This window comes from Sulfurovum sp. (genome assembly GCA_026990595.1).
Classification (GTDB): Bacteria; Campylobacterota; Campylobacteria; order Campylobacterales; family Sulfurovaceae; genus Sulfurovum.
On sequence record JALXCZ010000011.1, the window covers coordinates 12,056 to 30,198 of the forward strand.

Annotated in this window: 24 protein-coding genes; 18 read left to right on the forward strand and 6 right to left on the reverse strand. The window is 41.4% G+C overall.

All coding sequences use genetic code 11. The features are described from left to right. The first annotated feature begins 2 nt into the window (after positions 1-2). Genes MVE01_RS03220 through MVE01_RS03245 form a run of 6 tightly spaced genes read left to right on the forward strand, consistent with a single transcriptional unit; the run spans position 3 to position 5,224 of the window. On the forward strand, positions 3-845 hold the full coding sequence (locus MVE01_RS03220) for an endo alpha-1,4 polygalactosaminidase (protein ID WP_472560725.1): 843 nt from the start codon (positions 3-5) through the stop codon (positions 843-845). Further along, positions 838-1,344 carry a methylated-DNA--[protein]-cysteine S-methyltransferase gene (locus MVE01_RS03225; RefSeq protein WP_472560726.1) on the forward strand — a complete coding sequence of 169 codons (507 nt, stop codon included), beginning with the start codon at positions 838-840 and terminating at the stop codon, positions 1,342-1,344. Before MVE01_RS03220 ends, MVE01_RS03225 begins: the two co-directional genes overlap by 8 nt. A 56-nt stretch (positions 1,345-1,400) precedes the next feature. Further along, complete coding sequence (locus MVE01_RS03230; protein WP_472560727.1) at positions 1,401-2,051, forward strand: 3-keto-alpha-glucoside-1,2-lyase-like domain-containing protein; 651 nt, start codon at positions 1,401-1,403, stop codon at positions 2,049-2,051. Beyond that, positions 2,048-3,049 (forward strand): extracellular solute-binding protein, encoded by a 1,002-nt coding sequence (locus tag MVE01_RS03235; RefSeq protein WP_472560728.1) that lies wholly within the window; start codon positions 2,048-2,050, stop codon positions 3,047-3,049. The genes MVE01_RS03230 and MVE01_RS03235 overlap by 4 nt, the downstream gene beginning before the upstream one ends. 1 nt (position 3,050) lies before the next feature. Continuing rightward, a complete protein-coding gene (locus MVE01_RS03240) occupies positions 3,051-4,574 on the forward strand; it encodes an ABC transporter permease (protein ID WP_472560729.1) in 1,524 nt (507 codons plus the stop codon). Beyond that, positions 4,571-5,224 carry an ABC transporter ATP-binding protein gene (locus MVE01_RS03245; protein ID WP_472560730.1) on the forward strand — a complete coding sequence of 218 codons (654 nt, stop codon included), beginning with the start codon at positions 4,571-4,573 and terminating at the stop codon, positions 5,222-5,224. The genes MVE01_RS03240 and MVE01_RS03245 overlap by 4 nt, the downstream gene beginning before the upstream one ends. 2 nt (positions 5,225-5,226) lie before the next feature. Here the strand turns inward: MVE01_RS03245 and MVE01_RS03250 are convergent, their stop codons facing one another. The 3 genes from MVE01_RS03250 to hrpB all read right to left on the reverse strand — a co-directional run bounded on the left by MVE01_RS03250 (position 5,227) and on the right by hrpB (position 8,976). Then, positions 5,227-5,571 carry a TraR/DksA family transcriptional regulator gene (locus MVE01_RS03250; RefSeq protein ID WP_472560731.1) on the reverse strand — a complete coding sequence of 115 codons (345 nt, stop codon included), beginning with the start codon at positions 5,569-5,571 and terminating at the stop codon, positions 5,227-5,229. 436 nt (positions 5,572-6,007) lie between these two features. After that, positions 6,008-6,403: a MoaF-related domain-containing protein gene (locus MVE01_RS03255; protein WP_472560732.1), complete on the reverse strand. Its 396-nt coding sequence runs from the start codon at positions 6,401-6,403 to the stop codon at positions 6,008-6,010. A gap of 86 nt (positions 6,404-6,489) precedes the next feature. After that, positions 6,490-8,976, reverse strand: coding sequence for an ATP-dependent helicase HrpB (gene hrpB, locus MVE01_RS03260; RefSeq protein WP_472560733.1), 2,487 nt, complete (start codon positions 8,974-8,976; stop codon positions 6,490-6,492). Between the two features lie 38 nt (positions 8,977-9,014). Here hrpB and MVE01_RS03265 point away from each other — a divergent pair, with 38 nt between their 5' ends. The 7 genes from MVE01_RS03265 to MVE01_RS03295 all read left to right on the forward strand — a co-directional run bounded on the left by MVE01_RS03265 (position 9,015) and on the right by MVE01_RS03295 (position 13,597). After that, positions 9,015-9,614 carry a transglutaminase-like domain-containing protein gene (locus tag MVE01_RS03265; RefSeq protein ID WP_472560734.1) on the forward strand — a complete coding sequence of 200 codons (600 nt, stop codon included), beginning with the start codon at positions 9,015-9,017 and terminating at the stop codon, positions 9,612-9,614. Continuing rightward, a complete protein-coding gene (locus tag MVE01_RS03270; protein WP_472560735.1) occupies positions 9,595-9,852 on the forward strand; it encodes a DUF2164 domain-containing protein in 258 nt (85 codons plus the stop codon). Before MVE01_RS03265 ends, MVE01_RS03270 begins: the two co-directional genes overlap by 20 nt. A gap of 1 nt (position 9,853) precedes the next feature. Beyond that, on the forward strand, positions 9,854-10,138 hold the full coding sequence (locus MVE01_RS03275) for a DUF1905 domain-containing protein (protein ID WP_472560736.1): 285 nt from the start codon (positions 9,854-9,856) through the stop codon (positions 10,136-10,138). 394 nt (positions 10,139-10,532) lie between these two features. Then, positions 10,533-10,856, forward strand: a complete 324-nt coding sequence (locus MVE01_RS03280) for a nucleotidyltransferase family protein (protein WP_472560737.1) — start codon at positions 10,533-10,535, stop codon at positions 10,854-10,856. Further along, entirely contained in the window at positions 10,849-11,199 is a 351-nt protein-coding gene (locus MVE01_RS03285; protein ID WP_472560738.1) for a HepT-like ribonuclease domain-containing protein, read from the forward strand. Before MVE01_RS03280 ends, MVE01_RS03285 begins: the two co-directional genes overlap by 8 nt. A gap of 21 nt (positions 11,200-11,220) precedes the next feature. After that, the gene (locus MVE01_RS03290; protein WP_472560739.1) at positions 11,221-12,939 is read left to right on the forward strand and encodes an AAA family ATPase; all 1,719 of its coding nucleotides are present in this window, start codon (positions 11,221-11,223) and stop codon (positions 12,937-12,939) included. A 58-nt stretch (positions 12,940-12,997) separates the two neighbouring features. Next, a complete protein-coding gene (locus MVE01_RS03295; RefSeq protein ID WP_472560740.1) occupies positions 12,998-13,597 on the forward strand; it encodes a trimeric intracellular cation channel family protein in 600 nt (199 codons plus the stop codon). Here the strand turns inward: MVE01_RS03295 and MVE01_RS03300 are convergent. Together MVE01_RS03300 and MVE01_RS03305 are read right to left on the reverse strand one after the other, a co-directional pair. Next, positions 13,594-13,806 carry a hypothetical protein gene (locus MVE01_RS03300; RefSeq protein WP_472560741.1) on the reverse strand — a complete coding sequence of 71 codons (213 nt, stop codon included), beginning with the start codon at positions 13,804-13,806 and terminating at the stop codon, positions 13,594-13,596. The two genes, MVE01_RS03295 and MVE01_RS03300, sit on opposite strands and share 4 nt — an antisense overlap. Positions 13,807-13,938: 132 nt before the next feature. Beyond that, the gene (locus MVE01_RS03305) at positions 13,939-14,568 is read right to left on the reverse strand and encodes an NAD(P)H-dependent oxidoreductase (protein ID WP_472560742.1); all 630 of its coding nucleotides are present in this window, start codon (positions 14,566-14,568) and stop codon (positions 13,939-13,941) included. 96 nt (positions 14,569-14,664) lie between these two features. Between MVE01_RS03305 and MVE01_RS03310 the strand changes: the two genes are divergently transcribed. Then, positions 14,665-15,015, forward strand: a complete 351-nt coding sequence (locus MVE01_RS03310; RefSeq protein WP_472560743.1) for a winged helix-turn-helix transcriptional regulator — start codon at positions 14,665-14,667, stop codon at positions 15,013-15,015. 98 nt (positions 15,016-15,113) lie between these two features. Next, a complete protein-coding gene (locus MVE01_RS03315; RefSeq protein ID WP_472560744.1) occupies positions 15,114-15,641 on the forward strand; it encodes a YbhB/YbcL family Raf kinase inhibitor-like protein in 528 nt (175 codons plus the stop codon). A 40-nt stretch (positions 15,642-15,681) separates the two neighbouring features. Here the strand turns inward: MVE01_RS03315 and MVE01_RS03320 are convergent, their stop codons facing one another. Continuing rightward, entirely contained in the window at positions 15,682-16,146 is a 465-nt protein-coding gene (locus MVE01_RS03320) for a low molecular weight protein-tyrosine-phosphatase (RefSeq protein ID WP_472560745.1), read from the reverse strand. A gap of 65 nt (positions 16,147-16,211) precedes the next feature. Between MVE01_RS03320 and mltB the strand changes: the two genes are divergently transcribed. From mltB to dksA, 3 genes are all read left to right on the forward strand, one after another. Further along, a complete protein-coding gene (gene mltB, locus MVE01_RS03325) occupies positions 16,212-17,228 on the forward strand; it encodes a lytic murein transglycosylase B (protein WP_472560746.1) in 1,017 nt (338 codons plus the stop codon). Further along, positions 17,218-17,679 carry a 23S rRNA (pseudouridine(1915)-N(3))-methyltransferase RlmH gene (locus MVE01_RS03330; protein ID WP_472560747.1) on the forward strand — a complete coding sequence of 154 codons (462 nt, stop codon included), beginning with the start codon at positions 17,218-17,220 and terminating at the stop codon, positions 17,677-17,679. Before mltB ends, MVE01_RS03330 begins: the two co-directional genes overlap by 11 nt. 103 nt (positions 17,680-17,782) lie before the next feature. After that, on the forward strand, positions 17,783-18,139 hold the full coding sequence (gene dksA, locus MVE01_RS03335) for an RNA polymerase-binding protein DksA (RefSeq protein WP_472560748.1): 357 nt from the start codon (positions 17,783-17,785) through the stop codon (positions 18,137-18,139). Positions 18,140-18,143 lie beyond the last annotated feature (4 nt).

The window sequence follows — 18,143 nt, forward strand, 5'->3', positions numbered from 1 at the left end:
TGATGTTAAAAAAAATTTGTACAATAAGTATGGCTGTATTTCTAGTATCAGGTTGTGGAAGTTCTGTAAAGAAGGATGATTTAAATAATATATCTTCTGTAAATCATAAGCCTGTACCGGTATACAATCAGGCATATCAGGAAAATTATGCAGCAGATAGTATAATAGATATCATCGATCATGCAAAAGATGCCTATGTATTGATAGACCCGTTTGAAGATAATGTATTTCAGGATATTCCAAAGATCAAAACAAATAACAATCAAGTCGCCGGATATATTTCAGCAGGAACAGGGGAAGACTGGCGTGAGGATTTTAAGGCACTGAAGCCGTTCCTTACTACAAAAGAATGGCCACAGTGGAAAGGTGAATATTTTGTCAGTGAAACGACCACAGGTATTTTAACGGTGATGAAAAAACGCATTGATAAAATGGCTGACTGGGGTTTGGGCTGGGTAGAGTTTGACAATATGGATTGGCTGGATGAAGATACACGTGTACAGTACAACCTTACTGCTACTGTACAGGAAGCAAAGACCTACATCAATGCACTGTGTGACTATACACATGCTAAGGGTATGCAGTGTATGGCTAAAAATACGGTAGATGGCTTCGGGCAGTTCGATGGGGTACTCTATGAGTCCTTTCATTCTGAAAAAAACTGGTGGGACAAACAAGGTACAAGAGACTTTTTAAATGCAGGTAAACTGGTGATCATCAACCACTATAATGAGACAGAGTGTGACAGTGTCTATGAAGAGTATAAAAACTTTTATCAGAATGAAAATATTTCATTTATTTGTGAAAATGTTGCTACAAAAAAGTATAAACATTATAATGAATAAAATAGCTATTCAAACGTATAAAAGTCCTGTTGGTGAAATGCTTTTAGGTTCATATGAGGGCAAACTCTGTCTGGCAGACTGGCGATACCGAAAGAGGCGCTCTGCTGTAGATAACAGAATTCAAAAAGGGTTAAATGCCGAGTATGTGGAAGAGAGTTCCAAGGTCATAGAAAAAACCATAGACCAATTTAAAGCGTATTTTACAGGTGAACGTAAGAGCTTTGATATCCCTCTGCTTATGGTAGGTACTGATTTTCAAAAATCTGTGTGGAAGGGGCTTATGCAGATACCTTATGGCACGACTGCTTCTTATCAGGAACTCTCAAAAAATATCGGTAATGAAAAGGCTGTTCGAGCCGTAGCCTCTGCCAACGGAGCCAATGCTATCTCCATACTCATACCTTGTCACCGTATCATAGGAAGTGATGGTAACTTGGTCGGGTATGCAGGTGGGTTGACTGTGAAGAAAAAGTTGTTGAAGTTGGAAAGAGGATTATAAATATACATTAACCAATGTATTATGATAAAATAGTTAAAAGAAAAAAGGAGCATACGATGTTCTTACATAAAATAATGATGCTGATCCTCATAAGCGGGATTGCTTTGGCAAATGAAGTAAACATCAAGATATGGGATTTTGAAGAGACCAAAGCAGGAGAGATCCCTTCTTTATGGCAGATTGCTGCTACACATCCTAAAAAGACGTTGGCAACGTGGGAAGTAAAAGAGGTCAATGATGCACCCTCTGGAAAGAAGGTACTTGTTTTAAGCAGGATAAATCATCTTTACGGTGGTACATTTAACCTGTGCTATACGAAAAGTATGGAATTCACTAATGGTGAGATCTCTTTAAAATTCAAGGCAAACAGCGGGAAGATAGATCAGGGTGGGGGTATCATGTGGCGTGTGCAGGACAGTGACAATTATTATGTTGCCCGGTTCAATCCTTTAGAAGATAATTTCCGTTTTTATGTGGTCTTGGATGGTATGCGTATGGAACTTGCCTCTGCTAATGTGAGATTGTCAAAAGGGTGGCACCGTATGAAGATCATACAAAAGGAAGATCATTTTGAAGGGTACCTTGACGGTAAAAAACTTTTGGAACATACCGATAAACAACTTGCCAAAAGCGGAGGGGTAGGTGTGTGGACCAAAGCAGATGCGGCAACAAGTTTTGATAATTTCAGTGTGAAGGTACAACGATGAAAAGAGTGATACTGCTTTGCACAGTGCTGATGATCACTGCTTGTTCCTCTCAAAAAGAGCAGCAGAGTGTCACAGTCTATGTTTCTGAAGATCAGGTCTTTTCTGAGCCGATCCTAAAGGATTTTGAGAAAGAGACAGGGATCAAGGTCAATGCGCTGTATGATACAGAAGAGTCCAAAAGTACAGGGGTAATGAACCGTCTGATCGCAGAGAAGAACAATCCCCGGGCAGATGTCTACTGGGCAAATGAACCTGTTCGTGCCGAAGTACTCAGACAAAAAGGAATATTGATCCCCTATCTCAGTCCCAATGCCAAGGGGATCCCTGAAGTCTTCATACAAAAAGCGCATTACTGGACGGGATTCTCAGCGCGGGTAAGGCTCCTTTTGGTAGGTGAGGGAGTTAAGCACAAGCCGGATTCTATTCTTGCCTACACAGCAAAAGCGTACAAGGACAGGGCAGTCATTGCCAATCCACTTTTTGGAACGACGACCACCCATATTGCAGCACTGTTTACTCTCTGGGGAGATACCAAAGTCAAAACCTTTTTGGAGGCACTGAAACAAAACGGTACAGCCATTTCCACAAGTAACGGGGAGAGTGCTGATTTTGTTGCAAAAGGAAGGTATGCGTTTGCTTTGGTGGACAGTGATGATGCTGTGAGCAGAGTGCATCAAAAAAAGCCTGTCAGTATTGTCTATCCTGATCAAAAAAAAGGAGAACCCGGCGTATTTGTCGTACCTAATGCCGTGATGATGATCAAGGGGGCACCCAACCCCAAAGCAGCGCAAAAGCTGATCGATTATCTGTTGAGCCGAGAGACTGAACAGAAGCTTGCTTTTGCGGATTGCGCACAGATACCGCTGCATTCAGGGGTAAAGATGCCTCAAGATATCAAGCCGATCGATCAGATCAAAGTGATGCAGGTTGATTATGAGCAGGTTGCCCAAAAACTTGTTGAGATACAACCTTATCTGAAATCATGGTTGGAGCAGTAGCATGAAGGAGCGTACACTCTTTGGCGGAGTGGTCGCATTCTTATTTGTAGTGGGTGCATTACCTCTTTTGATGATGCTTTTTGGCAGTCTATATGACAATGGCAGATTTACTCTGACAGCCTACAAAGTACTTTTTACCAATACTGCACTATTAGAGAGTTTAAAGAACAGTTTTCTTCTGGCATTGACCGTAGCCACAGCTAGTACGTCAGTAGGTATTGGACTTGGCATACTGCTGGGTAAAAGTGACCTCAGGTTCGCAAAGTTCTTTACACTGATGCTTGTTATACCCCTTGTGATACCACCGTATATCCTTGCCTTTTCCTGGGCGGATCTGTTTGGAGAGTGGTTTTTCGGTTTTTGGGGTGTGGTATTTGTACTTTTTACTGTCTATCTGCCTATTGCAATACTGGTCACGATGCTCTATCTTCGTCAGATAGATCCGCATCTGGAAGAGGCAGCCCTGCAGATGAGCAGTTGGAAAAAGGTACTTTGGCTGGTTACCCTCCCTTTGATCAGACCGGCTATTGTTTTTGCCTTTTTACTGGTGTTCATTTTGGCTTTTGGTGAGTTCAGTGTGGCGAATTTCTTACGCTACCCTGTGTTCAGTACACAAAGTTTTGTCTATTTCAGTGCGTTTTATGATTTTAGGGCAGCTACTGCAGCTGCTTTACCTATAGTAGCGGTTGTTGCAATGGTGTTCTGGATGCAACGTTTTTTAGCCGAAACAAAAATGCATTTCATTCCTGCATCTTTGATGCAAAAGATAAGACTTTTAAAATGGCGTTTACCGCTTTTTCTCTTTGTCCTGCTGATTGTTATGCTTTTTGTCATTACACCCCTGTCTATGCTGGTATTCAAAACGAACAGCATGGAGAGTTTTCTTGAAGCAGGAGAGAAAGCGCTTGATCCTTTGGGAAGAAGTCTGTTGTTTGCTATGTTGGGAGCAACTCTTTTGAGCGTATTTGGATTTTTGAGTGCCTATATTATTCATAAGAGATTGTTCCGATGGTACAGATGGCTGGATGGAAGCATACTTTTGCTGTTTGCACTGCCTGCATCTCTGTTCGGTATCGCTTTGATACTCTTTTGGAACAGACCCTATACAAATTTCATCTATGCCACACCATTGATACTGCTCATTGGTTATCTGGGAAAATATCTGGCACTCACGACCAAGATCACAGAAACAAAACTCGTGCAGATCCCACAGAACCTTATGGATGCGGCAGCACTTTCCGGTGCATCCTGGTATCATACTCTATGGTATATCATCCTTCCGCTTTCCAAGGAAGTCTTGTTGGTCGGATGGGTGGTGGGATTCATCTTTTCGCTTCGTGAAAACACCATGACGATGCTGCTCTACCCGCCTGGGTCAGATACGCTGCCAGTCTATATTTTTACCCAGATGGCAAACGGAAAAGCATCACTGATCGCAGCACTGTGTCTGATTATGATCACCGCGACACTGCTGCCGCTACTGTTTCTCTGGCTTTATAATACGGCAAGAAGGAGGGATGCATGATCATTTTAGAAAGTATTGATGTCAGCTTTGATGAACAACCGATCCTGCAAGATGTTCATTTGAAGATCGCTGACAAAGAGAGGCTGGTACTGCTTGGCTCTTCAGGTTCGGGGAAGACAACAGTATTAAAGCTTATTGCCGGATTTGTCACTCCCGATAGAGGCAAAGTATTCATCGATGGGCAGCTTGCAAGTGAAGAGGGAAAGATACTTATGCCCCCACACCAAAGAGATGTAAGTATGGTCTTTCAGGATCTGGCGCTCTGGCCGCATATGAATGTTGCCAAGAATATAGCATTCGGTCTTAAAATACAGGGTATGCCTAAAAAAGAACGTGAGAAAAAGGTTCATGATATTCTCTCCATGGTCGGTCTTGAAGATGCCGGTAAAAAACGTATTGAACAGCTTTCAGGAGGGGAGAAACAGCGTGTGGCACTGGCGCGTTCACTGGTACTTTCCCCTAAAGTTCTTTTGATGGACGAACCACTCTCCAGTCTGGATCCTGCATTGAATGTGCGTTTGCGAACGCAGATCGTAAAACTGCAGGAGGAACTCGGCTTTACTTTGGTGTATGTCACACACAATGAAGCAGAGGCAAAAGAGATCGCAACACGGGTGGTTTCTATGCAAAAAGGTAAGATAGTGGAATAAAATTACAATCCCAACTCATTCATACATGCTACACAATACACAGACTCAGGCATCAGCTTGAGTCTTTCTAGTGGTATATCTTCTTCACACTCTTTACAGATGCCATACTCCGGTGTATCGATCTTCAGGTAAGCATGTTTAAGTCTGTTGAGACGCTTTGTGGCTTCTTCATGACGTTGTATATGTATACTTTGGTCAAGCTTGAAGTTGAGGTGTGCCACTTTGTCAGAAGGCCCTTCTCCACGTTCTGGGTAAAGAGCTTTTTTGATGGTGGCTATCTCGGCACTTAGCTCTTGTATCTGTTCGTCTATTATTTTTTTAAATGTTTGTTTTTCTTTTGGGGTCATGTTTTTCTCAGATTGGATTGATGAAATAATTTTAGCATATTATGGCTATATCTGTAGGGTGTTGTGCCCTCACAACACCAAAAAGTCAAATAGTAATTAAAAGTCAGAACTTTTTAGACTATCAGATAAAAAAGGTGTTGTCGTGGGACAATACCCTACGCCTTTATGCAATAACTTGTATTGATATGTATTCAGAAATTTGTAGGGTGGGCATTGCCCGAAGGAAATACCCTTGGGGTGCTTGCCAACCAAATAGAGAAATATACATATAGTCACATTTTCACCGTAAGGCTTAATGTCTTTGAATAGTAGAATAGGTTGAAATATGGGTATCCCACCGAGGACGGATGGGAACCAGAGAAAAAGAAGTTGTTGAGGTTGGAAAATGACTTATTGGGTGAATAATATTTTGAATGAGTGATTATAAATCAGTTTTCTATTTTACCTTCTCGATTCGTGCCCCATGAAAATGTAAAATATTTTTCTCTTTTGTAACGATGAGAGCACTGCCGTAGAGTATTTTTTTGTTAAAGTCTATCAGTAATGTAACATGGTCTCCATATCCTTTTTCATACCATGAAACCATATAGACATTTGGATAGACTTCAAAAGCCGTATAGGGGAATTGTCCCCACCAGGAGGAGGGAGAAGTCCCTGTCAGGTATTGATAGCTGATACCTTTTGGAGTGAATTTCACATGGTAAGAGCGTCCGCTTGTATAATGATAAGTAATCGCTTTCCCATCAAGTTTATATGTCTCTTTACTTAATGATGAAGCAGTAGTCTCTTGAACAAACAATAAAAAAACAAAAAATATTATAAATACTCGCATGCTGACTCCTTTTAAACAGTGTAACTAATGCAGCCTTTTTTTCTTCTAATAACAGCGTACCTATATATAGAGAGATATTTAAAATACTACATCCTCTTCTTCGTCCGACTCGTAGCCTGTGCCTCCAACGGATCATCAGGCCAATAATGCTTTTTGTACTTCCCTCGTAACTCTTTTTTGACATCTTCATAGGTATTTTCCCAAAAGCTTGCCAAATCTTGGGTGACTTGCATAGGGCGGGAGGCAGGGGAGAGTAGGTGTAGCATCAGTTTTACTTTGCCGCCCAGTATGGTGGGCGTATCGCTTGTACCGAACATCTCCTGGAGGCGTACTGCTAAGATGGGTTGGGTGGGGTTGCTGTAGTCTATGGCAATGTTGGAGCCTGAAGCGACTTTGAGTTTGGCAGGGGCTAGTGTGTCTAAGGTTTGGGTCTGTTCGTAGCTTAATTGTCCCAGCAGTATGTTGTGTAGGTTTAACCCTTTGACACCCCGTATGGAGTTAATACCTTGCAGGTAAGGGGCTAACCATTCGTCCATATTTTCTAATAGATACGCATCTGAAAGATCGGGCATTACTTCGCCATGATACTTGAGGAAATTGACTCTGCTTTTAAGGCTAAGCGCTTCTTTACTCCAGTTGAATGTCTCCAGGCCCAAAGCTTCCAGCTCTTCTAGCAGCAAGTCTGTTACTTCTGTGTTGTCGGTAGATTTGACAGGCTTCTGGGAAAGCACGATGCTACCAAATCGCTTAACCAAACGTACCTCGACTCGTTGCTCCTCATCATTCCAGTCTAGCTCTTCATTCTCTTCTATCTGCTCTTTCAGATAGCTCTCTATCTGTGCTTGGGTGAGGGCTATGGCTTTGTAGATTCTGGCATGGGTGGCTTTGGCATCGAGGTCAGCGATGACCAAGAAACGCTCTTTTGCCAAAGTATCATCGGCTTGTAGTTTAGCCCCCTTGCCACTGCTTAGCAGATAGGTAGCTGTGTTGATATGGCGCTGTTTGGCGATGCGTTCTGGGTAGGCGTAAGCCAGGAGTATGCCTAGCAGCTCTGTGTTGAGTATGGCTTTTTGTTTGGGCTCTATGCGTTTGGCATTGGCTAGGAGGTAGTGACATTGTTTGGTGTTCACACCTTGCATGCCTAGACTCTGCTTGTTGGCTATACGATGCAATACCTCTACACGCTCACGCAGGTCTACACTTCTGTATTGTGAGCTAAAGATGTCTTTTTCTGTAAGAAGGGTAGCCACAAGAGAAGCCTCATAGGAGAGTTCAAGTTCCTTAGCCTTTAGCATCATATGTGAAAGCCTGGGATGTAAACCAAATTTGCTCATGGCTCTACCGTGAGGGGTGATGACCCCTTTTTCATCTAGTGCACCAAGTTGTTTGAGCAGTGTTTTGGCATGGATAACAGCAGTGGGGGAAGGCGTGTCCAGCCATGTGAGAGAGTTGATGTCGTCATTGCCCCAAAGAGCTAGTTCAAGGGCTAGCTGCGTGAGGTCTGCCTGGAGGATCTCTGGGGTGTCGTGTTTTTGGAGTATTTTGGACTTGTGCCAAAGGTGGTAGGCTTTGCCTGCACTCAGTCGTCCTGCGCGTCCTGCCCTCTGGGTCGCTGCATCTTGTGAGATGAAGTGTCTCTCCAGGGTGTTCATGCCTGAGAATGGGTTAAAAACAGCGTGATTTTGAAGCCCAGAGTCTACGACTATCTTGATGCCTTCTATGGTGAGAGAAGTTTGTGCGATGTTGGTGCTTAGCACTACTTTTCGTTTGCCCTTGGGAGGGGCTTTTATGGCTCTGTCCTGTGCCTCTTTGCTTAGGTTTCCATAGAGGGTAGAGATGTAGGTATCGGTGAACTTCTCTTCTAGCAGTAGTTTCTCAACCGCCTTTATCTCCCGAACTCCAGGCAAAAAGACCAAGATGTTTCCCTCCTCTTCAGCCAGTAGTTTGCGTACACGCTTATGTACATAAAATGGCAACTCTCTTTTGCTAGGTTGTAGGGTAGTGGGGTCTAGGTAGTAACGCTCCACTGGATAGGCACGCCCCTCACTCTGGATGCTGGGTGCATTTAGCATAGAGGAGATAGTTTGGGTGTTGAGTGTGGCAGACATGATGAGGATTTTGAGGTCTTCACGCAGTACTGTCTGAGACTCTAGCGCCAGTGCCAAAGAGAGATCCGCATGCAGTGAACGCTCATGGTATTCGTCAAAGATGATGAGTGCGACATCTTCCAAGCTGGGGTCGGATTGAAACTTGCGCGTCAAAATACCCTCAGTCACGATGAGGATTTTGGTCTGCTTGCTCTGCACAGAGTCCATTTTGATCTGATACCCTATGCGCTCTCCCACCTTCTCCCCCAACATCTCAGCCATGCGTGCTGCACTCGCACGTACAGCCAAACGCCTAGGCTCCAGCATGATGATCTGCTTGCCCTTTAGCCATGGTTCATCCAGTAGAGCTAGGGGCAAAGCCGTGGTCTTACCTGCACCCGGAGGGGCTTGGAGTACGACAGTACTATGGCTTTGGAGTTTTTCTTTCACTTCAGGAAGGACGTGGGTGATGGGAAGTGTTTTCATGGGTAGGATTATACTGAAAAGTTTTGCTACAATGGTTTATGCAAAAATATCTAGAAGCCACAGAGATCATAGACTGCCATGATAATAATATACAAGCCTTGGCTAAAAAACTTTCAGAAGGTATGGGTGAGGATACAGCTATAGCAAAGAAGTGTTTTGAATGGGTGAGAGATGAGATACACCACTCAGGTGACCATAAAGATGACATCACTACCTACAAGGCTTCTGATGTACTCAAACACAAAACAGGCTGGTGTTATGCCAAGTCTCATCTGCTTGCCGCATTGCTTCGTGCCAATGGGATACCTGCCGGATTTTGTTACCAGCGTTTGGGCTGTTCAGAGTACAAACCTGATATTTATTGTCTACATGGACTTAACTGGATATATTTAAAAGAATATGGATGGTACAGAGTGGATGCTAGAGGAAATAAAGAGGGGGTAGATGCACAGTTTACGCCACCTCATGAGCAGTTGGCATTTGCGTTAGGTGAGCATGAGTTTGATTTGAGTGAAAATTTGGCTGAGCCTTTAGATGTAGTAGTCGAGACATTAAAGAAAAACAGATCTTATGATGAAATGATATGCAATTTCCCAGATATAAACAGTAAGGATAACCATGTCGATGATACAATTTAACAAAGAAGAGAAAGCTTCACTTGTCCAAAAACTTAAAAGATATTTCAATGATGAACTGGGTCAGGACATAGGGCAGTTCGATGCAGAATTTTTGTTGGAATTTGTCTCTAAGGAGATAGGGGTATACCATTACAACAAAGGCTTGCAAGATGCACAGGATATTTTTAAATCAAGAGTAGAGAGTGTGACAGATGCCATCTATGAGTTAGAGATTCCTACAGAGTTTTCAGGGAGATAAGATGCCCAATGTAGAAAAAGTAGATACCTACACTTTTACTTCTATCCTCACCAGACTCCAGACATGGTACATAGCTCCATTACCTAAAAGTATGGTCATAGAAGCCGTGCAGCCCTTCGGACGCACACCTGTCATCGCAACACTCAACGGCAAAGAGTGGCAGACTTCACTCTGGACAGAAAAGAGTGGAGAGACAATGATAGCAGTACCCAAAAAGGTTAGAGGGAAGTTAGAAGAGGGTGATGAAGTGGAGATAGCGTTTGTGTTTGATTATGATAGGTTTTAGAGTGTTTTCTAGTTCCTATCGTCCACGATGGGAATTCATACTTTAGTCTTATATGTATATTAAGTTTATTTTGTTTATTGAATTGAAATATGCGTTCCTACCGAGGACGGATAGGAACGAGTTAAAACAAAACACAGTACTAAACATACTAAAATCAGACAAAAATGTCTTCATCACAGGGTCAGCAGGGACGGGTAAGACGTATTGGTTTAACCTCTATACAAAGTACTTCAAAGAGCGTCGGGTTTTTTTAGTTCTCATTCTCCCTGATGTGAATGTATAGTTTTTTGATTAGATTGTGTATGTGCTACCACCTAGAACGGCTTTGTGGATGAGTTAAGTACACAAAATAAAAAGCCTTACGCCATAAACTACATTATGTTATAATCATTTCATGAAACAAACACTACAAAACATCACCTCACAAATACGTGAGATAAAAAATAAATATCAGAATGAAGGCTTTGAGATAGTGGGTATATTTGGCTCCTATGCGCGTGGTAATGCCGATAACTTTAGTGATGTAGATATAGCGTATAGTGTAGACTACAGTAGATTTGACCAAAAATTTAAAGGTGGGTTTGCAAAGATATTACGTATCGAAGAGATAAAAGATGAGTTACAAAAACGCTTACACCTCAAAGTAGACCTTGTCTCCTTAAATAGTAATAATGATAAATTTAAACAAAAAGTACAAAAGGACATGGTGTATGTCTAAGGTACTTGAACGTGTAGAAAATATTGTTAAAAGCATAGAAGATATAGAGTTTATTTTAGATGACTCTCATATTAAGCTTACCCATGCCATAGAAAATAAAATTATCAAACCTGCCATTCGCATGCATATCGTGAAAATTGCAGAGCAATTTACTAAGCTCAAAGATGACAATGCTTTTAAAATATTAGCAAACTTCTCGGATAGTGATTTGCGTGGTATCAGTGCTGTACGCAATTATATAGCACATGATTATGATAGTGTAGATGACCATATTATAGAAGATACTATCAGATATGATTTACCACATATTAAAGCACAAGCTCAAAAAATATTATCAAATTAATTTAAAAGATACTTACCCCTTATGAAACAAACCACAGCACTAAACATACTAAAATCAGGTAAAAATGTCTTCATCACTGGGTCAGCAGGAACAGGTAAAACGTATCTACTAAATCTTTATACAAAGTACCTCAAAGAGCGTCGGGTGTATCCTACCATTGTGGCACCTACGGGGATAGCGGCTTCACATTTGGGTGGACAGACGATCCATTCTTTTTTTGCTTTGGGGATTCGTGAGAATATAGACGAGGGGTATGTAGAGTTTTTAATGGAGAAGAAGTACTTAAAGACACGTTTTTCCAAGCTCAAACTTCTCATCATCGATGAGGTCTCTATGGTTTCTCCTGAGCTTTTTTCAGCTATGGATTTGGTGTTGCGTGGGTTTAAAGGGGTGGATGCTCCTTTTGGTGGGGTGCAGGTGGTCATCTCTGGTGACTTCTTTCAGTTGCCACCTGTGAGTAAGCAACCAAAAGAGAAACGCTTTGCGTGGCAGTCTCCTTCATGGAAAGCACTTGAACTTCAAACCTGTTATTTAGAAGAGAAGTTTAGGCAGGATGACAACAGGCTTATTGATGTGCTGGATGACATACGCTCTGGTAATATTTCGGAGAAGACCAATAAGGCATTGGAAGCACGGATGGATGTGAGTTTGTCAGACGATGCGAAAATCACCCAACTCTACACCCATAATGCAGACGTAGACCGCATCAACCTAGCTGAACTTGACAAGTTAGAGGGTGAAGAGAAGCTTTATGTCTATGAGTCAAAAGGGTCTGCTAAAAATATAGATAAAATCTTCAAGTCTTCGCTTGTTTTAGAGGAGTTACGGCTTAAAAAGGGTGCTTTGGTCATTTTTATAAAAAATAGTCCTGACGGGGAGTATGTCAATGGTACTACAGGTGTGGTGCAGAGCTTTAGCCCCATAGACAAGATGCCTATTGTCATCACCACAGAGGGTAGGAAAGTAAAGCTAGACTTAGAGGACTGGTCACTAGAAAATGACAGTGGCAAGGTGACGGCTACCGTCTCACAGGTACCATTGCGACTGGCATGGGCTATCACCATACACAAGTCACAGGGTATGACACTGGACGCTGCACAAATAGACCTCTCTAAGACCTTTGAAGTAGGACAGGGGTATGTTGCTCTGTCACGTATAAAAAGCATAGAGGGGCTTAGTTTACTAGGGCTAAACCCTATGGCTTTACGTGTAGACCCTCTCATCCTACACATTGACGACCGTATAAAACAGGCTTCTGTAAAGGCACGTGAAGTGGTGGAGGCTTTGGGTGAGGATGCTTTTGTATCTGTATGTGAAAAGCATATTTCTAGTATGGGTGGTGTGGTAGAAAAAGAGAAGATAGAAGAAGAGATAGCCAACATCAAAGCAGGCAAACCCTCACACTCTGCCTACGTCACCCCCACACACATCAAAACCAAAAACCTCATAGAGAAGTCAGATAGCCTCGTGAAACTTGCTGTTAACAGAAAACTGGCGAAGGGTACCATCATACAACATTTGGCACTCATAAAAGAAGAAGAACCAGAGATAGACTTGAGTAAATATAAACCATCAGACGAACTCTTTGATGAAGTAGAGAGTGCGGTACTTAAACTGATGACAAAAAAGCTTCCTGAAAACTTTACAGAGGATGGTAAGTTACGTCTCAAGCCTGTGCACGAGGCTTTAGAGGGGAAAATGAGTTATGATGATATTCGGGTTTGTTTGTTATTTGTTTAGATATGTTACACTTAGCAGAAAGTGCCTAAACGAAACATGCAAAACCACAGGATAAAATATGTTTGAAATAGCAGAATACATTGGGATCATTGCTTTTGCTATGAGTGGATTTTTTGTTGCGGCACGTAATCATCTTGATCTTCTTGGAACGCTTGTCTCTGTTTTTCTTACGGCTTTTGGCGGTGGTGTGATGCGGGATGTGATCGTCAATAAAACCCCTTATACCTTCTCCCATGATGCTCCGGCGATCATTGTCTTTACCCTCATGTTGTTGATGATCCTGTTTCGGCTGCACAGGAAAGAGAGCATTGAGAACAAAATATGGTTCATTCTCAGTGATTCGATCGGTCTGGTCTCTTTTAGTATCGGGGGTGCGTTGGTCGCTTTGGAAACCGGGCTCAATATGACAGGGGTGCTTGCCTTGTCATTTATTACAGCAGTTGGTGGCGGGATCGCCAGAGATGTTATTATTAATGAAGTACCTTTTGTTTTTAAAACAGGCTTTTACGGTACCGTTTCACTTTTGACAGGTCTGCTGATCTACCTATTGGATAGGTTCAATATGATACATTTCTATCCCATAGCCATGGTCTTTGTTTTGGGTGTCGGGTTGAGAATGACCGCCTATTATAAAAAATGGTCTGTCCCTCTTGTTTAGATACCTCTTATCATAATACCTACGACTACCGGATCAATATAGAGCGGTTCATATTGCTGTACACGCTCTCTTTTAGCATTGTAAGTGGCATTTTCAATGGTGGTACCGATGATGGCTCCGGGAAGCTCAAAGAGAGAAGGCAGATGACTGGCATCTTTGGAACTGCAGCCTAAAAGAAAAAGAGAAAGAATAAGTAGTATCTGCTTCATAAGAACCAACCTTTTACCTTAGTATACCAAATAAGCATGAACCGGTAGGGTATGCGTATTATTGCAATGCCCCTCATGATATACCTCGGAAGAGAAGCTCATTACAGAGATATTTCTGTCTCTGAAATGATCTTATTTGATGAATTCAACTACTTCATCAAATGGAAGTCTAAGTTGTTTGGGTTGGGTATTCACTCTGTATCCGAAAGAGACAATGACCGAGACTTGCCATTTGGAAGTATCAAGTTCAAGTATCTCTTCCACTTTCTCTTTTTCAAAGCCTTCCATGGGGCAGGAGTCTATGCCTGTGTATGCTGCTGCTGTCATCATATTTGCCAGGGCAATATAGGTCTGTCTGGCTGTCCAACAGTAAATATTTTCATCTGAACTGAGTGTCTGGCTAAGATGTTTTGAATAGAGTTCAATGTAGCTTTCTATCTGTGCCTGTGGTAATTCTCGTCTGCCAAAACGTTTTGCCGGAATGCCTGAGTCCGGTTTTACATTTCCTATAGCAGCCAAAATAACCACCAAGTGTGAACAGCTTGTGACCTGTACCTGATTCCAGCATACAGGACGCAGTTTTTCTTTTAATGATTCGTTGGTGATGACAAGAAACTTCCACCCTTCCATACCGAAAGAGGAGGGGGACTTTCGTCCTGCTTCTAAAATGTAGTGTATCTCTTCATCGTTAATCTTTTTTGATTCATCAAATATTTTACAAGCATGTCTAAAATCCATGGCTTTGGTGAAATTGTTTTGCATGTTAATCCTTTAGTTTGTAATATTGAACCTTATCAGTTTATATGCTATTATGTCAAGAACTAACCAAAAAGGTATATACATACCAAAAGGATACTAATGAAGATAAAATATGATGGCAAAGAGTATACATGTTCTTTTGGTTTTGCCCTTGATATGGTCTCTGGAAAGTGGAAAGGGCTTATACTTTGGTACCTGAGAGAAGAAACTTTACGCTATGGTGAAATTCGTAAAAAATTAGATGGTATTACACAAAAAATGTTGACACAAACGCTGAGAGATTTGGAAAAGCACCAGCTTATTACAAGAAAAGTATACCCTGTAGTACCTCCGAAAGTTGAATATACCATTACAGAACACGGGTTAAAACTTATACCTATTTTTGAACAAATGGTGGAATGGGGTAATGATGTAGGTGCACAACTTGGTGAGGTATTGGAGTGTGATTAGAATGTGGTATACTTATGGGTATCACCTATTATTAGAGGTTCCCTTATAGAACTCTCTGAATTCTAGGTTATTCAGAGGAAATACACACAGGAGTGATAATGAAATATATATTATTGGTAATATTAAGTATCACATTAGTGCTGGCGGAAGGTTTCACACTAAAAAGCAGTGACTTTGGCGGTCAGCTTGCGAAAGTGCAGGAGTTCAATGGTTTTGGGTGCAGTGGACAGAATATCTCACCGGGACTTTCTTGGAGCGGTGCGCCCAAAGGAACAAAAAGTTTTGCAGTGACCCTGTACGACCCGGATGCTCCTACAGGAAGCGGATGGTGGCACTGGATCGTGGTGAATATTCCTGCAAATGTCACTTTGCTTCCTACGGGTGCTTCAGGCAAAGCAATGCCCAAAGGAGTGTTGGAGATCATCAACGACTATGGTACTGCAGGATTTGGCGGTGCCTGTCCTCCCAAAGGTGACAAACCGCATCGTTACATTTTTACCGTTTATGCCTTGGATGTGGAGAAGCTTGATGTTAAAGGTGATACCAATGATCCTGTAGTAGGGTACTATATCAATGCACATACCTTGTCCAAGGCTTCATTGATTTCCTATTACGGAAGGCAGTAGCAGGGGTTTTGTATCTGTGGAAGGTATGATGATACAGTAATCAGAGGGTGCCGTTCTCTACCTTTTCTATAAGATCTGTCAGACATCTTTCTATCATAGTATATACATTTTCAATACCTTCATCAAAGGTATCGAAAAAGTAAGGGTCAGGAACATCTGCACCTAAATAATCTGCAAACTCACCTAAAAGATAGACATTGCGAAAGCCCAGTGTCTCTAGTTTCTTTTTATTGTCTGCATCCATTGCTACCACAAGATCAAAAATATTTTTATCGGTTCTTTTTACCTGTCTTGCACGCAGTTTGGAGATGTCAACATGATGCATATGGGCTATTTTTATGGAGTCGGCACAGGGTACTTCTCCTTCATGCCAACTGCTTGTGCCTGCCGAGTCTATTTCAAATTTCAGGTTTTTTGTTTTGGAAATCTCTTTGGCAATGCCTTCAGCCAACGGACTGCGGCAAATGTTGCCCAAACAGACAAACAAGATCTTGATTTGTGACATTTTCTACCTTTTACCTTTACTGAAAAAAATTATGGTTACAATAGCAAAAAAACTTGGATAGCTTGATGAAAATTTTTCTTATAGTATTATTTCTTCTTACCCTTTCAGTACAGGCTAAAGATTATACCAAAAATGCCAATACAGTCATATTCATTGATAAGGTCAGTAAAGCCTATGGTTTTAAAAAAGCATATCTTGAAGCACTTTTTTCAGATGTAAAAATACAGAAACGTCCGCTTGCTTTTTTTCGTCCGAGAAAAAAAATCAAACGTACACCAGAGCAGATAGCAAGACTGAAAAAACTGTATCCGAAATATGGAGCATGGGACAGATATGCCAGACTGAAGGTCAATCCGAGCCGAGTAGAACAGGGTGTGAGATTTATTCAAAGGTATCGCAAAACGTTTGATGAAGTGGAGAAGAGGTTTGGTGTGCCCAAGGAGTATATTACAGCGATCATAGGCATAGAAACAGTCTATGGAGGACATGTGGGGAAGTATCCTGTATTTGATACACTGACGACACTGGCTTTTGAGAAAAACCGCAGAAACAGGTTTTTTAAAAAACAGCTTCAAAAGTTCATACATTTAGCCTATACACAGAAATTTGATCCAAAAGATGTCTACGGATCGTATGCCGGAGCTATAGGCTTGGGACAGTTTATGCCGAGCAATTATGAAGCATATGGTGTGGATTTTAACGGTGACGGACGGATCACACTGCAAAAAGCCGAAGATGCCATTGCCAGTATTGCAAACTATTTTAAAAAGAACGGCTGGAGAAGAGGTGAACCGGTAGCAACACGGGTAAGTTATAAAGGGTTAAGATTCAAAGGCTACAGAACAGGCTATAAAAAATCCTATACCCGTGAGCAGCTCACAGGAATAACACCAAAAGATGGAAAGTGGGGGTATCACGGGAAAGTAAGGTTGATAAAACTCAATAAAAAGGCGTATGATGAACTTTGGTACGGAACAAAGAATTTCTTTGTGATCACCCGTTATAACCATAGTGCCTATTATGCCATGGCAGTGCATCAACTGGCTACAAAAATAAGAGAGAAACTAAACCATGAAAATTAATGTGATCATCATCGACAAGAAAGGCAAAGACAAACTCTATGCAGGGCTTATAGAACACTATATAAAAATAGCAAAACCTTTTGCCAAAGTAGAAGTGATAGAACTTTTTGACAAAGAAATAGCCAAAGCACATGATATTTCTTCTCAAGCAGCTCAAAGATCTTATACAAAAGCCTTGGAAAAATATTTGAAATCCGGTGTAAATATAGCTTTAGATCCTTCGTCAAAAGAGGTTGATAGTCATGATTTTGCAAAATTGCTTAAGGATAGCGTCACTGTAAATTTCTTCATTGGCGGTGCATACGGCTTTGAGAGGGGTTTTTTGCGTCAATGTAATAATGCCGTATCATTTGGTAAAATAACGCTTTCACATAAACTAGTGAAGGTTGTTTTATTGGAGCAGATATTCAGAGGGCTTACAATTAACAATAATCATCCATACCATAAGTAGATGTTCTACTTATTCTTGCCAAAGGCAAAGCTTTAGTGATTGAATTTGCTATGAGCTTTACTTAATAGCAAGTGAGAAACTTAATAATAACAGGAAGAAGTAAATGCTTACAAAAAAAGAATTAGAAGAGTTTGAACAAAAGTTATCTGAAAGAAAAATACAGATTGAAAAAAACCTTACAGGTACAACGCTTGAATTGGAAGAGATGAGAGACCTTGATCTGAGTGATGAAGGTGATCATGCCGCCGCATCTGCGGAAACGATCGTAGATAGTGCGATTTTAGTACAACAGCGTAAAGAATTAAACGAAATTGAACTTGCTTTAGATAAAATAAAAAAAGGGACTTACGGTATTTGTGAAATGTGTGAAGAGCCTATAGGCAAAGCACGTCTAGAAGTGAAGAATTTTGCACGTTTCTGTATTACATGCCGGGAGATCAACGAAAAAGAACAGAACTAAAGGA

Coding starts and splice junctions, on each gene's coding strand:
- MVE01_RS03220 (WP_472560725.1), top strand. CDS start 3: ATGTTAAAAAAAATTTGTACAATAAGTATGGCTGTATTTCTAGTATCA.
- MVE01_RS03225 (WP_472560726.1), top strand. CDS start 838: ATGAATAAAATAGCTATTCAAACGTATAAAAGTCCTGTTGGTGAAATG.
- MVE01_RS03230 (WP_472560727.1), top strand. CDS start 1,401: ATGTTCTTACATAAAATAATGATGCTGATCCTCATAAGCGGGATTGCT.
- MVE01_RS03235 (WP_472560728.1), top strand. CDS start 2,048: ATGAAAAGAGTGATACTGCTTTGCACAGTGCTGATGATCACTGCTTGT.
- MVE01_RS03240 (WP_472560729.1), top strand. CDS start 3,051: ATGAAGGAGCGTACACTCTTTGGCGGAGTGGTCGCATTCTTATTTGTA.
- MVE01_RS03245 (WP_472560730.1), top strand. CDS start 4,571: ATGATCATTTTAGAAAGTATTGATGTCAGCTTTGATGAACAACCGATC.
- MVE01_RS03250 (WP_472560731.1), bottom strand. CDS start 5,571: ATGACCCCAAAAGAAAAACAAACATTTAAAAAAATAATAGACGAACAG.
- MVE01_RS03255 (WP_472560732.1), bottom strand. CDS start 6,403: ATGCGAGTATTTATAATATTTTTTGTTTTTTTATTGTTTGTTCAAGAG.
- hrpB (WP_472560733.1), bottom strand. CDS start 8,976: ATGAAAACACTTCCCATCACCCACGTCCTTCCTGAAGTGAAAGAAAAA.
- MVE01_RS03265 (WP_472560734.1), top strand. CDS start 9,015: ATGCAAAAATATCTAGAAGCCACAGAGATCATAGACTGCCATGATAAT.
- MVE01_RS03270 (WP_472560735.1), top strand. CDS start 9,595: ATGTCGATGATACAATTTAACAAAGAAGAGAAAGCTTCACTTGTCCAA.
- MVE01_RS03275 (WP_472560736.1), top strand. CDS start 9,854: ATGCCCAATGTAGAAAAAGTAGATACCTACACTTTTACTTCTATCCTC.
- MVE01_RS03280 (WP_472560737.1), top strand. CDS start 10,533: ATGAAACAAACACTACAAAACATCACCTCACAAATACGTGAGATAAAA.
- MVE01_RS03285 (WP_472560738.1), top strand. CDS start 10,849: ATGTCTAAGGTACTTGAACGTGTAGAAAATATTGTTAAAAGCATAGAA.
- MVE01_RS03290 (WP_472560739.1), top strand. CDS start 11,221: ATGAAACAAACCACAGCACTAAACATACTAAAATCAGGTAAAAATGTC.
- MVE01_RS03295 (WP_472560740.1), top strand. CDS start 12,998: ATGTTTGAAATAGCAGAATACATTGGGATCATTGCTTTTGCTATGAGT.
- MVE01_RS03300 (WP_472560741.1), bottom strand. CDS start 13,806: ATGAAGCAGATACTACTTATTCTTTCTCTTTTTCTTTTAGGCTGCAGT.
- MVE01_RS03305 (WP_472560742.1), bottom strand. CDS start 14,568: ATGCAAAACAATTTCACCAAAGCCATGGATTTTAGACATGCTTGTAAA.
- MVE01_RS03310 (WP_472560743.1), top strand. CDS start 14,665: ATGAAGATAAAATATGATGGCAAAGAGTATACATGTTCTTTTGGTTTT.
- MVE01_RS03315 (WP_472560744.1), top strand. CDS start 15,114: ATGAAATATATATTATTGGTAATATTAAGTATCACATTAGTGCTGGCG.
- MVE01_RS03320 (WP_472560745.1), bottom strand. CDS start 16,146: ATGTCACAAATCAAGATCTTGTTTGTCTGTTTGGGCAACATTTGCCGC.
- mltB (WP_472560746.1), top strand. CDS start 16,212: ATGAAAATTTTTCTTATAGTATTATTTCTTCTTACCCTTTCAGTACAG.
- MVE01_RS03330 (WP_472560747.1), top strand. CDS start 17,218: ATGAAAATTAATGTGATCATCATCGACAAGAAAGGCAAAGACAAACTC.
- dksA (WP_472560748.1), top strand. CDS start 17,783: ATGCTTACAAAAAAAGAATTAGAAGAGTTTGAACAAAAGTTATCTGAA.